General features: G+C 43.2%; 15 protein-coding genes. 13 read left to right on the forward strand and 2 right to left on the reverse strand.

Annotated features, from left to right (window positions below):
* Positions 1-13: 13 nt before the first annotated feature.
* From fliJ to A9E74_RS10765, 9 genes are all read left to right on the forward strand, one after another.
* The gene (gene fliJ / locus A9E74_RS10725) at positions 14-457 is read left to right on the forward strand and encodes a flagellar export protein FliJ (protein ID WP_069296618.1); all 444 of its coding nucleotides are present in this window, start codon (positions 14-16) and stop codon (positions 455-457) included.
* 151 nt (positions 458-608) lie between these two features.
* The gene (locus A9E74_RS10730) at positions 609-914 is read left to right on the forward strand and encodes an STAS domain-containing protein (protein ID WP_176718926.1); all 306 of its coding nucleotides are present in this window, start codon (positions 609-611) and stop codon (positions 912-914) included.
* A 1-nt stretch (position 915) separates the two neighbouring features.
* Positions 916-1278, forward strand: coding sequence for a response regulator (locus A9E74_RS10735; RefSeq protein WP_069296620.1), 363 nt, complete (start codon positions 916-918; stop codon positions 1276-1278).
* An 11-nt stretch (positions 1279-1289) separates the two neighbouring features.
* Positions 1290-3179, forward strand: coding sequence for a chemotaxis protein CheA (locus tag A9E74_RS10740; RefSeq protein WP_069296621.1), 1890 nt, complete (start codon positions 1290-1292; stop codon positions 3177-3179).
* Between the two features lie 2 nt (positions 3180-3181).
* The gene (locus tag A9E74_RS10745; RefSeq protein ID WP_069296622.1) at positions 3182-3640 is read left to right on the forward strand and encodes a chemotaxis protein CheW; all 459 of its coding nucleotides are present in this window, start codon (positions 3182-3184) and stop codon (positions 3638-3640) included.
* 9 nt (positions 3641-3649) lie between these two features.
* Positions 3650-4360: a ParA family protein gene (locus A9E74_RS10750; protein WP_168800192.1), complete on the forward strand. Its 711-nt coding sequence runs from the start codon at positions 3650-3652 to the stop codon at positions 4358-4360.
* Positions 4360-5709, forward strand: a complete 1350-nt coding sequence (locus tag A9E74_RS10755) for a globin domain-containing protein (RefSeq protein ID WP_069296624.1) — start codon at positions 4360-4362, stop codon at positions 5707-5709. Before A9E74_RS10750 ends, A9E74_RS10755 begins: the two co-directional genes overlap by 1 nt.
* A gap of 83 nt (positions 5710-5792) precedes the next feature.
* Positions 5793-7049 carry a flagellar hook-length control protein FliK gene (locus A9E74_RS10760; protein WP_069296625.1) on the forward strand — a complete coding sequence of 419 codons (1257 nt, stop codon included), beginning with the start codon at positions 5793-5795 and terminating at the stop codon, positions 7047-7049.
* 22 nt (positions 7050-7071) lie between these two features.
* Complete coding sequence (locus A9E74_RS10765) at positions 7072-8229, forward strand: methyl-accepting chemotaxis protein (protein WP_069296626.1); 1158 nt, start codon at positions 7072-7074, stop codon at positions 8227-8229.
* A 74-nt stretch (positions 8230-8303) separates the two neighbouring features.
* Here A9E74_RS10765 and pyrF read toward each other — a convergent pair whose 3' ends face one another.
* On the reverse strand, positions 8304-8996 hold the full coding sequence (gene pyrF / locus A9E74_RS10770) for an orotidine-5'-phosphate decarboxylase (RefSeq protein WP_069296627.1): 693 nt from the start codon (positions 8994-8996) through the stop codon (positions 8304-8306).
* 123 nt (positions 8997-9119) lie between these two features.
* Between pyrF and tgt the strand changes: the two genes are divergently transcribed.
* The 4 genes from tgt to secF all read left to right on the forward strand — a co-directional run bounded on the left by tgt (position 9120) and on the right by secF (position 13503).
* Positions 9120-10226, forward strand: a complete 1107-nt coding sequence (gene tgt / locus A9E74_RS10775; protein WP_069296628.1) for a tRNA guanosine(34) transglycosylase Tgt — start codon at positions 9120-9122, stop codon at positions 10224-10226.
* Between the two features lie 74 nt (positions 10227-10300).
* Positions 10301-10633, forward strand: a complete 333-nt coding sequence (yajC, locus tag A9E74_RS10780; protein WP_069296629.1) for a preprotein translocase subunit YajC — start codon at positions 10301-10303, stop codon at positions 10631-10633.
* Between the two features lie 48 nt (positions 10634-10681).
* A complete protein-coding gene (gene secD / locus A9E74_RS10785) occupies positions 10682-12538 on the forward strand; it encodes a protein translocase subunit SecD (protein ID WP_069296630.1) in 1857 nt (618 codons plus the stop codon).
* A gap of 14 nt (positions 12539-12552) precedes the next feature.
* The gene (gene secF, locus A9E74_RS10790) at positions 12553-13503 is read left to right on the forward strand and encodes a protein translocase subunit SecF (RefSeq protein WP_069296631.1); all 951 of its coding nucleotides are present in this window, start codon (positions 12553-12555) and stop codon (positions 13501-13503) included.
* Positions 13504-13534: 31 nt separating this feature from the next.
* Here the strand turns inward: secF and A9E74_RS10795 are convergent, their stop codons facing one another.
* Positions 13535-13762, reverse strand: a complete 228-nt coding sequence (locus A9E74_RS10795; RefSeq protein WP_069296632.1) for a hypothetical protein — start codon at positions 13760-13762, stop codon at positions 13535-13537.
* Positions 13763-13839: the final 77 nt, after the last annotated feature.

Raw genomic sequence — 13839 nt, forward strand, 5'->3', positions numbered from 1 at the left:
ATTAAAAAGTGATATGACACGGGCAACTAAACTGATTCCAGTAATTGAAATGGCCGGTCGCGAAACGGATAAAGCCATGCAGATCCTTGTTCAGGCCAACAACGTGTTAGAGCGCGAACGCAATCAGCTCAATGATTTATTACGTTATCGAGAAGATTATTTGCAACAATTTCGACAAGGAGATGCGTTGCAGATGAGCGCCCGTAAAGCCATTGATTTAAGATCGTTTCTTGCTCAATTAGATCACGCAATACGTTTGCAACAAAGTCATGTTGAACACTGTTTTAAACAAACTCAACAGCAACAGCAGTTATGGCTCAAAGCTCGCAACAAACAACGTTCTATTGAATCTCTCAAACAGCGCTATCAAGCAGAAGCCGATCAACGCCAGCAGAAACAGGAACAGCGACTGGCCGATGAGCACACCGCCATGCTTTGGGCACGCAAACATAAATAAACACTGGCATAGTCTCTGCATTAACCCCTCAAAAGTGGACAATATCTTTGCCGCAGCGATTGTATATCGTTAGCAAGCGGATATATTTGTCCGTGCGGGTCGTTTAACGGCAAAAAATCGTTAGTTGAAAGCCAAAATTATGACGAAAAACATGACGACATTAGATTGTGGACAGCAATTAAGCATTGCCCAGCTTGAAGACTGGTATTTGCGTTGTTTAAAAATAGTGCTTGCCTGTGACGATGTGTTTATTGATGTCAGCCGTTTACAAAAGATTGATACAGCGGCTTTGCAATTACTTTATCAGTTTCATATACAAGCCCAACAAGTGGGGATCAAGGTGATATGGTCAGACATGAGTGAAAGTTTTCAGGATGCCATCATTTTATCCGGATTATCGTTTACGATGGAAAGCCAACAGACATCAACAGGCTTAAATGCCATGGAGAAAAACTAAAATGACTAAGATTTTAGTGGTGGATGATTCGCCTTCGTTGAGACAAATGCTGCAGATCATTTTGCAAAACTCTGGCCACGATGTGGTGTGCGCAGAAGATGGAAAACAGGCTATTGAAATAGTCTCCGAAGTACAGTTTGATTTGATCTTAAGTGACTTTAATATGCCCCAGCTAACTGGGCCTGAATTTATTTCGAGGCTTAGACAATTGCCGCAATATCGGTTTACACCAGTGATATTGTTAACAACTGAAACGGATGAAGATAAAAAACAGCTTGGACGAGATGCCGGAGCCAGTGGTTGGCTGAAAAAACCGTTTGATCCGGAACAATTGGTGGTCACGGTTAATTCATTGCTGAATTAATCTCGCTACTGATGAATCCTTCATTATCTTCTGCAACGGCTGCTTTCCATCAAGAAGCGCTGCAAACATTACAGCAGATAGAAGACTGGACGTTATCATCCATTCAAAATCCGTCAGCAAGTATGGATCAACAAGCGGAAACCTTCCGACTTCTGCATTCATTAAAAGGCACTGCAGCCAGCTTTGGAAATGAATCGATCGCCCAGATTTGTCATGCTATAGAAAACGTTTTAGCTGATAAAACTCAACTCAATACGCAAGGCAGTGAAGCTTTGTTAATGGCAATTGATTATTGCCGTCATATATTAAGCAACTCTCCGTTATCTCCCGAACAACATGATGATCAGCGGGATGAGTGTATCGCCAGGCTAAATATGTTGGTCAAACAGGACCTTAATTCAGCTAATCAAACTCAACTCCGGGAACTGTCTGGCTCGGTATGGCAAATTGATTTTGCACCTCATGCGCAATTTTTTGAAAATGGTCATGATCCGTTGCGGATTATCAGATCACTACGTAATTTTGGCCCGATAAAAGTGTCGGTATTTACCGAAAAATTACCTGAATTTGCCGATTTTGATCCTTTCCAATGTTATCTGCGCTGGCAAATCACGCTTAAAGCAGAGCTTGACTATTACCAGTTAGCAGCCCAATTCGAATGGGTTAAACATATATGTGATGTCACCATAGATATTCTGGCTTTACCGCAAAAAAAGCGGGTTATTGAGCCTAACCGTTATAAATTGAATGAAGCCAATCTTGAAGCGTTGCTGACGGTATCGCAAACCATACAGTCTCAATTACAACAGGCTGTTGCACTCACCAACCAGTTAAATCAGACGGATAAAATTCGTTTATCGCGACGCAACCAAGCGATGAAACGTCAGCAACAGTTTTTACAGCAACAATTGCTGCACATTGCCATGTGTCCTTTGGCAGATGCCTTTGCCAGACTGCCCCGAATGGCTTTTGATTTGGCCAGCAAAACCGCTAAACCGGTTCAGCTGAACATGGATCTTGCACCAATTGAGTTGGATAGTTTTATTGTCAATTCACTGATAGATCCTTTGACGCATTTGCTACGCAACGCAATGGCTCACGGAATTGAAGCTGCTGAACATCGTCAACAACAAGGCAAACCCCTAACTGGGCAAATTCATATTTCGGCCGAGCAAGCTGAAGACCAGTTAATTATCCGTTTCAGTGATGATGGAGCGGGATTGGCCGAAGATAAAATTCTGGCGAAAGCGAAACAGATGGGTATCAATATTAAGGATTTATCGGATAAACCCAACATTAGTGAATGGATTTTTCGAGCAGGCTTTTCAACCTCACAATCGGCGGATGCTATTTCCGGAAGAGGGGTTGGGCTGGATGTGGTAAAGCAACATGTAACCGATATGGGAGGAGACATTGAATTAGTTTCAAACCAAGGCAGAGGTTGTTGTTTCATCATCAAAATCCCCGTACTTCGTTCATTAATGGATGTGCAGTTGATCCGTATAAATGATCAAACTCTCGCATTGCCGTTAATTCATTTAATAGATAGTTATTTATGGGATAACGCCCGGGTTATTTGGTTGAATGGTAAGCAGTGGTTTATTACCGATGAAAATCAGCAAGTTCCGTTGATTGATATCAGTAGATTTCTACAATTGCCGTACATTGAACGTAATGAACAGTCAGCCCATATAGTTCTGGTCAATGTTGATAAACGCTTTTTTGCTTTTAGTGTGGATAGTTTGGCGGATCAGATGCAGTTGTTAATTAAATCTTTGCGCCCCCATTATCATCATATAAACGGTATTAAAGGCATTGCTATTTTGCCTGAGGGTGATTTGGCGCTGTTGCTGGAGCCAAGCAAATTATTAATGGCTTATGAAATGGATGGTGGCAACTAAAGATGTCCTCAAATTCCCATTCAGGCAAAGAAATTTACCAGGTGCTGTATCTCAATCATCAGCATTATGCCGTGCCGGTGCAGAGCATTATCAGTGTGTTGGCGCTGGAAAAAATACTTAGTTTGCCCGACACACCAAATTGGTTAACTGGCGTTGTGCATGTCCGTAATGCGATTGTTCCAGTTGTTAACTTAAGTTTCATATTCGAAGTTGATTCATTAGCTGATGAGTCTCGTCATCCTTTACTCGTTCTATTACGCCATCCGCATGACTCACAGCGTTGGCTCGCGCTTTGTGTAACCGATATCACTCAATTGATTGACACAGAGCAGTTAGCCGAAACGGGTTTAAGATCATCACCACATCCATGTGTGAAACATGTTGTCGATATTGATTCACAACCACTGTATTTGCTGGATATCAGTAAGCTATTTGAGCAATTAATGAAGGATCAAGGTTAAACAATGGCGATGGATGGACCCACGCGCATCATTGCAGTGATGAACCAAACGCATGATGTTGGTAAAACGACTATTACAGCAAATTTAGGTGTCATTCTCGCAGAAATGGGCTATCGGGTGCTCATGTTGGATTTAGATCCTCAAGCAGATTTAAGTCGACAGTTTGGGGTACCGGAATCACAATCCGGAATGGATAACTTGCTCAACGATACGAGTCGGGAAAGTGAGTTATTACTCCCTTTAAATGAACGTCTTTCACTCATTGCAGCGGGTCCTGAGCTCGATTTATTTGAGCAACAAAAACCTTCAGCAAAAATGGGCATTAAGCTGAAGCAATTACTTACTTCGACAATACAATCAGATATAGATATTATTCTGATAGATTGTGCGGCTATATCAGGTTTATTAGGAACCAATGCAGTATTGGCGGCAACCGATATGTTAATTCCGGTTTCTGCAGAACATGGAGCTTTACGCGGTATGATAAAAATGTTGCCGGTATTACAACGCGTTTCATTGTTGAGAGCAGAATCATTACGGTTATGGTTGTGTTTGAACAAATTGCCGGACGGCACTGACTTTGCTTATCAGTTTAGTAGTTTACTGATCCAGTATTTTCCCAAGCGAGTATTAAAAACCGTGATCTACGACAATGAGTCCGCTAACCCTGCTGATTACCAATCCTTGGCAAATGATTTGCTGATGGGAAGAGCCGACTGATGACTGAAAATGCGTTACGACACTATCAGCTTAACGAGACGGCTAAATTACAAGAACAAGATATAGCGCTGGTAGAACAGAATTTTGCTGTATTAATGGAGTTCAGTGATGCGTTAGCCGAACGTTTTTATCAACGCTTGTTTACCGAATACCCTGAGATCATGCCGTTATTTAAATCGGTAACAATTGAAGGACAGCATAAAAAGCTTTTGGCCTCCATGGTGTTGTTAATTCAACATTTACGTGACACGGAAATGATCGAGGATTACCTGCAAGGCTTGGGTGCCCGTCATCAACAATATGGTGTTGAGACATCCCATTTTGAGATGTTTATTGAAAACTGGTTGTCAGTAGTTGCCGAATTTGCAGATCAAAAGTGGGATTCGAAATTACAACAAGCTTGGCGAAATGTTCTTGAATATGTCGCTGAGTTGATGCAAAGCCCGACCCTTCATCCGGTTGAGCCCGACATTGATTACCCGCCAAACAAAAACGCTACACCAGAGCATGTACTTACTTCATTAGCTGTTGCACAAACGGCAACTCCAATGTTGATAATCGATTCACAATTAGTGATTCGCTATCTTAATGCTGCAGCCGAAAGTCTTTTCACTGCTCATCAAGACAACATTGAAAAGATGTTTCCTAAGGTAAAAATCGACAGTTTGATTGGTTATCAAATACAACATGTCATGGACAAGTTACCTTTTCCCAGCGATGTGTTCAGTAATTTTAACCAATTACCATGCAGTATTGATTTGCATAACGCCATTATTGATTTGAGATTAACTATTTCGGTTTTGTATCAAAAAGACGATGCGGTGGGTTTTTTGTTGGAATGTTACCCGCAAGCTGCTTCGACAAATAACAAGCTGTCATCGGCAACAGTGAGTACTACAGCTACAGATCATTCCTCAACAGCTTTACCTGTTCTTGAAAAAGCCTTGCTTGAGGTTCAGCAGCACAATATTCATTTGACGAGCATGTTGCAGGAAATTGATGATGCTGTATTTGAAGCCAGTTTACTGGCATTAAACTGTTCTGTGGAAGCGGCAAAATTGGGTGAAGAAGCACGACAGTTGCGTGATTTTTCGATGGAGATTCGCATTCTGAACCAACAGCTTAGTCAGTTGCTGCAACCGTTAAAAATTCATTCAGGGCAACAGCAGCAACAGTTAAAAAACAGCCTTGACCTTGTTCAACAATTGCAACGGGATTTATTGCAGAATCAGCATTTACATCAAACCCAAAGTCACTATTCAATCGAACAGATAAGCCAACAACTGGCGAGACAAACAGACGCTCTGACGCAGCTTATTAATGTAATTAGTGCAAAACCCTCCTCATGAAAATAGAAGTTTGGCACAGCCATTGCTATTCAATCCTTAGAAAGCCGTTTTTAGCACGGTTCACCAGTGTTTAAGGAAAAAATATGACACAGTTGCTGACCATTCCCTCTATTAATGTTGCCAGTAGCAATAATGCCGATAAATCGGTTACGTCTGTGGGTAGGGATAATGAGGCTTTTGCATCTGAACTAGACCGTCGGGTCAATGACACACAATCACGTGGAAATGAGAAAACCGTCAAAGCGGATTCTACCCATGTATCTAAAGCAGAAGATAAAACGGCTAAAGCGGAAAAGCCGGAAGCAAAAGACGGCAAAAAGTTGCCGCCGGAAAAGTCCGATACTGACGCTGATAAATTGAATGGTGAGGCAACGCCAAAAATTATTGAAGAAACCAACCCTCTGTCGGTTGTATCAAGCACAGCGACAACTGATGTCAAAATTGATAAAAACGCGGCTGAACTTGCTCCGACTGTAAACAAAACAATTTATCCAACAATTTCAAATGATGTCACCAAATCCATTCAGGTTGGTCAGGGACAATCAAATACTACAGAATCTACAGCTACTTCAATCCGTGCTGACATTCTTCAAGCTTTGCAAAAGCAAGGCTCAGAAGGTGAATCCGTTGCCACTGAAAAATTTAAATCGATGATGCAAAACGCGGGTAAAATGCCACAACAAACCAATGTTATGAGTGCAGAAGTGATTGCGTCCATGCGTCAACTAGAGCCGCAAACGGAACGAAGTTCAGCCACAACATTGACTACTCCTTTGGTTTTCTCAACAACGACGGGGGTTGCAACACCAGTTGTGGGGGCTGCCAGTGTTGCTAGTCCAGCTTTAGCATTGGATATTCAACCGCAATTGAATAATGCGGCCTGGGCTAGGGTAATGAGCAGTCGGGTTGTATGGATGGCGCGAGAAGGAGTCCAGCAAGCTGAATTAAGACTCAATCCTGCTCATCTTGGGCCGGTAGAGGTTAGGCTGAGCATGCAGAATGACCAAACAAGCGTCACTTTTATTGCTTCGAATGCTGCAGCAAGAGATGCGTTAGAGCAGGCTCTGCCAAGATTACGTGAAAGCTTTATCGAAAACGGTTTAGCACTCAATAATGCCGAAGTCAGTCACCAGGAGCAATCTTCGCAAGGCTCTAAGCAAGATGAACAATTAGGAGAAGGAAGTAATACGGCTCAAGTTATTGTTGAAATGGACGATAATGGTGATGAAAGTACACATTTATCGGAGATTCAACAGATAATAGTGTTGGTGTCAGTGTATTTGCTTAATAATTATAATAACGATGGACTTAGATTGGAGAGTGCGACGTGTTTAAGTTAGAGAACTATTCGCTAAGAAACGTATGTATATCGTTGCCGGCTTAGGCATTATCGGTTTATTACTGCTGGCAGGCTTGATGTTCTACATGGAACTTAATGAGTTTAGCTCAACGCAACAGCTTAAAGTTGTCGCAGGATTTGTTGTTATCGGCAGTATTTTTATCATGTTTATGGCCCACGTCATCGGGCGTTTTGGTGATAAACGGGCCACTACTCTGGTGAATGGCATCCAGAATATTAAAAAAGGTGATCTGACGCAGAAGGTTGCCATTTCCGGTAAAAGTGATTTCAGCTGGATGGCGTTTGAATTGGACAGCGCACGTAAAAATGTCGCAAATCTGGTGCACACCTTAATTGGCGGCGTCAGCCAATTGAACACCGCTACACAGAACATGGCTGCTATCAGTAAAGAAACGGTTAGTGGCGTATTAAAGCAACAAGAAGAAACTGATCAAGTTGCCACAGCCATGAATGAAATGACCGCTTCTGTTCAGGAAGTTGCACGAACAGCGACTAATGCTGCCGAGGCGGCTCGGAATGCTGATAATGAAGCTAAAGCTGGTAAGCAAGTAGTATTGGAAACTATGCGCTCAATCGATACCTTAGCAAGTGAAGTTGAAAAAGCTGCTGTTACTTTAAGTGAACTGGAAGCGGATATCGGTAATATCGGCGCGATTGTTGATGTTATTCGTGGCATTACTGAACAAACCAATCTATTGGCATTAAATGCGGCGATTGAAGCTGCTCGTGCAGGTGAACATGGTCGTGGCTTTGCTGTTGTTGCAGATGAAGTCCGCACCTTGGCTGCCAGAACACAATCTTCAACCCACGAGATTGAAGAGATGGTGGAACGCTTACAGCAAGGCGCTCGTGCTGCAGTAAAAGTCATGAATGAAAGTCGTGAAAGTGCCAAAACCAGTGTGCAGAAAGCAGCCAGTGCAGGTTCTGCTCTTGATTCGATCACTGCGATGATCTCTACAATGGATGAAATGAGCACTCAGATATCAAATGCTGCAAACGAGCAAAGTTCCGTTGCGGAGGATATCAACCGCGGTATCGTGAATATCAGTCAGATCGCTGATCATACCGCAGATGGCGCCAGAGCAACTTCCGAAGCGGTGGATACATTAAGCAGCCTGTCAGCTCAGTTACAGGATGCTTCTTCTAAATTCAAAGTTTAACGGGTAGAAGAATAATTATTAAACCCGCTCTTGTAGCGGGTTTTTTATATGACCTGCTTAAACAGCAATAAGTCTTAGCGTAACTCGTTTTCAATCTCAATCAGCTTTTGCATCGGGTCTGCGGCGCCAGTAATCGGACGGCCAATAACAAGATAATGACTTCCTGCTTGAATGGCTTGAACGGGCGTCATAATGCGGTGTTGATCACCTTTGGCACTTCCAGCTGGACGAATACCTGGCGTGACTAATTGAAACTGGCTGCCCAATTCTGCTTTTAACATGGCAGTTTCATGTGCTGAACAAACAACACCATCCAAGCCGTTATCCGCAGCCATTACGGCAAGGCGTAACACGGTTTCAGGAATGGTACCCTGCAGGCCAATAGTCTCAAAAGTTTCCTGATCCATGCTGGTAAGTAAAGTGACACCAATCAACAATGGTGCATCGTGATTGCTACCAATTGCTTCACGTGCCGCAGACATCATTGCCGGGCCACCAAGCGTATGGACATTCATCATCCATACTCCCAGTTCGGCTGCTGCAGCACAGGCTTTGGCAACCGTATTTGGAATATCGTGATATTTCAAATCCAGAAAAATATCAAAGCCTTGTTGCTGGAGATTTCTTACAATTTCCGGCCCGCTTATAGTGAATAGCTCTTTGCCGACTTTAAGCCTACAACGTGTCGGGTCTAATTGTTCCGCCATTGCAAGAGCGGCATTTGCATCGGAATAATCCAGTGCAACGATAATATTCGATTGAGACATACGGGGTTCCACTAACAAAATTGAACGTTGATCCTACCTTAACTGTTAATGATTTGCGTCTGAATTCACTGGAACGCCGGTGATAATGCTATCCTGTGCGCCAATTTTTGATGAGTTTACACCATGAAATTTGCTACATCAGCCCAGGACGGACTCGCTCGACGCGGGCAACTTAGTTTTGATCGAGGCACCATTGAAACGCCGGCTTTTATGCCTGTTGGTACCTATGGTTCAGTTAAAGCCATGACACCGGAAGAAGTTAAGGCAACAGGTGCTGAGATTATTCTTGGTAATACCTTTCATCTGATGTTGCGTCCTGGCACTGATGTTATTCAGCGGCATGGTGACTTACACGACTTTATGCGCTGGGATAAACCTATCCTGACTGATTCGGGTGGCTTTCAGGTATTTAGTCTGGGCGATCTGCGCAAAATAACTGAACAAGGTGTGCATTTTCGTTCTCCGGTCAGTGGCGACAAAGTATTTATGGGACCGGAAGAGTCTATGGCGGTACAACGAGCTTTAGGCAGTGATATCGTGATGATCTTCGATGAATGCACACCTTATCCTGCTGATGAAAAGACAGCTGCCATTTCCATGCGTTTATCTTTACGCTGGGCGGCGCGAAGTAAAATCGCACATGGTGATAACCCATCCGCATTATTTGGAATTGTTCAGGGCGGTATGCATGAAGCTTTACGTGATGAATCGCTAGCCGGTCTGACGGAAATTGGTTTTGATGGCTATGCCATAGGCGGTTTATCCGTTGGCGAACCAAAAGAAGACATGCTGCGAATTCTGCATCATCTGAGCGACAAAATGCCGACTGATAAACCACGCTATTTAATGGGTGTTGGCAGACCGGAAGATTTGGTTGAGGCGGTTTGTCTTGGCGTAGATATGTTTGATTGCGTGATGCCAACTCGCAACGCCCGAAATGGACATTTGTTTGTACATGAAGGCGTGATCAAGATCCGTAACAGTCGTCATAAAACTGACACAGGTCCGCTGGATCCTTACTGTGATTGTTACACTTGCAAGAATTACAGCCGTGCCTATCTGCATCACTTAGATCGTACAGGTGAAATGCTCGGTCCGCGCCTGAATACCATTCATAATCTGCATTATTATCAACGTTTAATGCAACAACTTAGAACGGCAATTGAGTCGGGCACTTTGCAACAGTTTCGACAGTCTTTCTATGCAATGCGCCAACAACAGCCCCAATAACGCAAACGGCTATCAGCCAGAAGTTGGCTGTGGCATAATCACAGTCTTTTATTTGTCAGTTTAGAGGAAACACGATGGATTTTCTGATTTCACCGGCTTTTGCTGAAGCTGCGGCGTCACAATCTGGCTCACCAGGCTTGTTGGATTTCGCCTTTCCAATCATTTTATTAGTATTGTTTTATGTGATGTTGATTCGTCCTCAACAAAAACGTGCTAAAGCCCACCGCACCATGCAGCAAGCCTTGGCTAAAGGTGATGAAGTTGTCACTGACGGTGGTTTGATGGGAAAAATTAATGACATTAACGACAACGCGATCAACCTGCAAATCTCCGATACGGTTGAAGTAAAAGTGCGTCGTGAATCAATCAATTCTGTGCTTCCTAAAGGCACATTGAAAAAACTGTAATGAAAAGAGGCTGCCTGCGAGCAGCCTTTTTGATATCTGGATCTTAAGATGAACCGATACCCCCTCTGGAAAAACCTATTGGTTGTGGCCGTCATTGTCATCGCCATTATCTATGCTATGCCAAATCTCTTTGGTGATGATCCTGCGGTACAGGTTTCTGCTAGCAGACAAAATACTGTTGATTTGCAACTAGCCAATGAAATTGAATCAACGCTGAAACAAGCAGAAATTCCCTACAAAGGCGTAGTGCTTGAAGAAAATCGTTTATTGATTCGTTTCAGTGAAGCAAATGATCAGCTTAAAGCGCGTGAACTGATTCAACAAAGCCTCAGTGCCGATGATTACATTGTGGCGTTAAATCTTGCGCCCAATACACCACCCCTCTTGCGGTCTTTGGGTGCAAAGCCAATGAATCTTGGTTTGGATTTACGTGGCGGCGTGCATTTCCTGATGGAAGTGGACATGGACACAGTATTAAAACAAACACTTGAAAGTTATGGCAGCGATATTCGAATTTTGCTTCGCGATAAGACAATTCGTTACACGCAGGTGAATGTGAATGGGGATGTCTTAACCTTCGGGTTTCGTGAAGAAGCTGACCGTGATGCGGCTATTCGGGAAATCAATCGTGAACATAACGAAATCAATGCAGTAATAGACGAAAATGCGGATCGTCCAACGGTAGCGATTCGGCTAAATGAAGCTACCGTTCGTGAAACGCAAAGTTTGGCATTACAGCAAAATATTACGACTTTACGTAATCGCATTAATGAACTGGGTGTGGCTGAGCCAACGGTTCAACAGCAAGGACAAGAGAGAATTGTTGTTCAATTACCAGGAGTTCAGGATACGGCTCAAGCGAAAAAGATCCTTGGCGCGACTGCAACATTGGAATTTCGCTTAGTTGATTTTGAAAATGATGTTCAAGACGCGATAAACGGCCGTGTCCCTGCTAATTCAGAACTGTTCTATCATCGTGATGGCAGACCTTATCTGTTACACAAACGCGTCATGTTGACCGGCGAACACGTTATTAATGCTGCTTCAACAATTGATGGTCAAACTGGCTCGCCAGCTGTATCGGTGACCTTGGATGGTAAAGGTGCCCGAATCTTCAGCAATATTACCCGTGACAATATCGGTAACCCAATGTCAGTGGTATTTATTGAGTCAAAAATTGAAACTCAGATAATCAATGGGGAAGAAGTCAGTGTACGGCGTCAGCTACCGGAAATTATCAGCGTTGCGACTATCCGTGATCAGTTGGGTAAGAAGTTCCAGATCACTGGTTTAGATGGTACGACCGAAGCGCGTGATTTAGCCTTGTTGCTCCGTGCGGGTGCATTAGCTGCGCCTATTGATATTGTTGAAGAACGCACTGTCGGCCCGAGCCTCGGACAGGAAAACATTGATCAGGGTTTTGCTTCGGTAATGATTGGTTTTGCTCTGGTGCTGGTCTTTATGATCATCTGGTATCGGGTGTTTGGCGCGGTGGCCAACTTGGCTCTTGCAGCCAATCTGGTGTTAATTGTTGCGTTGTTGTCGATGTTACAAGCCACACTGACCATGCCTGGTATTGCTGGTATTGTTTTGACGGTAGGTATGGCGGTTGATGCCAATGTGCTTATTTTTGAGCGTATTCGTGAAGAGTTGAGAATGGGTAACAGCCCACGTGCCAGTATTGATGCCGGTTACGCTAAAGCATTTTCTACTATCGCCGATGCGAATATTACGACATTGATCGCTGCAATCGTATTGTTTGGTTTTGGTACCGGTACTATCAAAGGCTTTGCTGTTACTCTTACGCTAGGTATTTTGACGTCGATGTTTACCGCTATTGTTGGTACTCGCATGGTTATTAACCTTATTTATGGTCGCCAACAACGACCTAAATTGTCTATTTAATTAAGGCTTGTGTCATGCATTTATTGAGCAAAGAAACAAACATTAATTTCGTTGGAATACGCAAGTTTGCATTAGCATTTTCAGCTATCTTGTTAATTATTTCGGTTTATTCAATCGTCACAAATAGTCTGAATTTTGGTATCGACTTTACCGGCGGCACCATGATTGAAGTCGGCTATCCTCAACCCGTCGATTTGGGCGAGATTCGAACTACCCTGGAGCAAGGTGGTTATGAAGATGCGATGGTACAAAATTTCGGTTCGCTAACTGAAGTTTTGATTCGCCTTCCAGTGATTGAAACCGAAAATATGGCTGAAATTAGTAACCAAGTCGTTGCGCTATTACAGTCAGAACAAACTGAAGCTATTGAAGTAAGAAGGGTCGAGTTTGTCGGGCCACAAGTAGGTGAAGAGCTTGCTGAAGATGGTGGTTTGGCAATGGTATATGCCTTAATTGGTATCCTTATCTACGTGGCATTACGTTTTGAATATCGTTTTGCTATAGCGTCAGTGCTGGCCTTGGTTCATGACGTTGTCATTACGGTGGGTTTTTTCTCTTTATTCCGTCTGGATTTTGATCTGACGGTGTTGGCAGCCATCTTGGCAGTTATCGGTTACTCCCTTAATGACACCATCGTTGTCTTTGACAGGATTCGGGAAAGCTTTTTGAAAATGCGTAAAGCCGAACCATTGGAAGTCATTAATACTTCTATTAACGCCACGTTAGGTAGAACAATCATGACATCTATGACTACCTTATTGGTTGTCTTGTCATTATTTATTTTTGGTGGTGAAGTAATCCATGCTTTTGCAACGGCGTTGATGATTGGGATTTTAGTGGGTACCTATTCATCTATTTATGTTGCAGGTACGGCCGTGCTGTTAATGGGCGTTACAAAAACCGACCTGATGCCGCCAGAGAAAGATGATGGCGAAGAAGTTAATCCTGATGGAAGTCAGGTGTGATGATTGAGGAGGCCCGCTATGCGGGCCTTTTTTATCGGTAATTTTTGGCTGGTATAGATTGGATGTAATCATCCCGTTGACTGCGAGCATTTTCTATCGATACAACATTATCTGAGACTGGATGTTCTTCGTTATGTTGCGTTTCAACTTTGAGTATACGCAAACCTTCGTAGTTACTTTGATAACTCATAAATGTGGCAAATTCCTCCAAGCCTTGTCTGATTTGCCTTAGGTCTAATTCCAATGCTTTATTTTTCATTAGATTCACTCAGTATTTAGTAAAAGTATTAGCGGCCCTCCTTCGGGAATCTTGAGTCAAATTACCATGTATGAATT

It is taken from the genome of Methylophaga muralis (assembly GCF_001720165.1).
GTDB lineage: Bacteria > Pseudomonadota > Gammaproteobacteria > Nitrosococcales > Methylophagaceae > Methylophaga > Methylophaga muralis.

Bases quoted from the DNA above. Each gene is read 5' to 3' on its own strand.
- fliJ (WP_069296618.1), top strand. From the start codon at position 14: ATGACACGGGCAACTAAACTGATTCCAGTAATTGAAATGGCCGGTCGC.
- A9E74_RS10730 (WP_176718926.1), top strand. From the start codon at position 609: ATGACGACATTAGATTGTGGACAGCAATTAAGCATTGCCCAGCTTGAA.
- A9E74_RS10735 (WP_069296620.1), top strand. From the start codon at position 916: ATGACTAAGATTTTAGTGGTGGATGATTCGCCTTCGTTGAGACAAATG.
- A9E74_RS10740 (WP_069296621.1), top strand. From the start codon at position 1,290: ATGAATCCTTCATTATCTTCTGCAACGGCTGCTTTCCATCAAGAAGCG.
- A9E74_RS10745 (WP_069296622.1), top strand. From the start codon at position 3,182: ATGTCCTCAAATTCCCATTCAGGCAAAGAAATTTACCAGGTGCTGTAT.
- A9E74_RS10750 (WP_168800192.1), top strand. From the start codon at position 3,650: ATGGATGGACCCACGCGCATCATTGCAGTGATGAACCAAACGCATGAT.
- A9E74_RS10755 (WP_069296624.1), top strand. From the start codon at position 4,360: ATGACTGAAAATGCGTTACGACACTATCAGCTTAACGAGACGGCTAAA.
- A9E74_RS10760 (WP_069296625.1), top strand. From the start codon at position 5,793: ATGACACAGTTGCTGACCATTCCCTCTATTAATGTTGCCAGTAGCAAT.
- A9E74_RS10765 (WP_069296626.1), top strand. From the start codon at position 7,072: ATGTATATCGTTGCCGGCTTAGGCATTATCGGTTTATTACTGCTGGCA.
- pyrF (WP_069296627.1), bottom strand. From the start codon at position 8,996: ATGTCTCAATCGAATATTATCGTTGCACTGGATTATTCCGATGCAAAT.
- tgt (WP_069296628.1), top strand. From the start codon at position 9,120: ATGAAATTTGCTACATCAGCCCAGGACGGACTCGCTCGACGCGGGCAA.
- yajC (WP_069296629.1), top strand. From the start codon at position 10,301: ATGGATTTTCTGATTTCACCGGCTTTTGCTGAAGCTGCGGCGTCACAA.
- secD (WP_069296630.1), top strand. From the start codon at position 10,682: ATGAACCGATACCCCCTCTGGAAAAACCTATTGGTTGTGGCCGTCATT.
- secF (WP_069296631.1), top strand. From the start codon at position 12,553: ATGCATTTATTGAGCAAAGAAACAAACATTAATTTCGTTGGAATACGC.
- A9E74_RS10795 (WP_069296632.1), bottom strand. From the start codon at position 13,762: ATGAAAAATAAAGCATTGGAATTAGACCTAAGGCAAATCAGACAAGGC.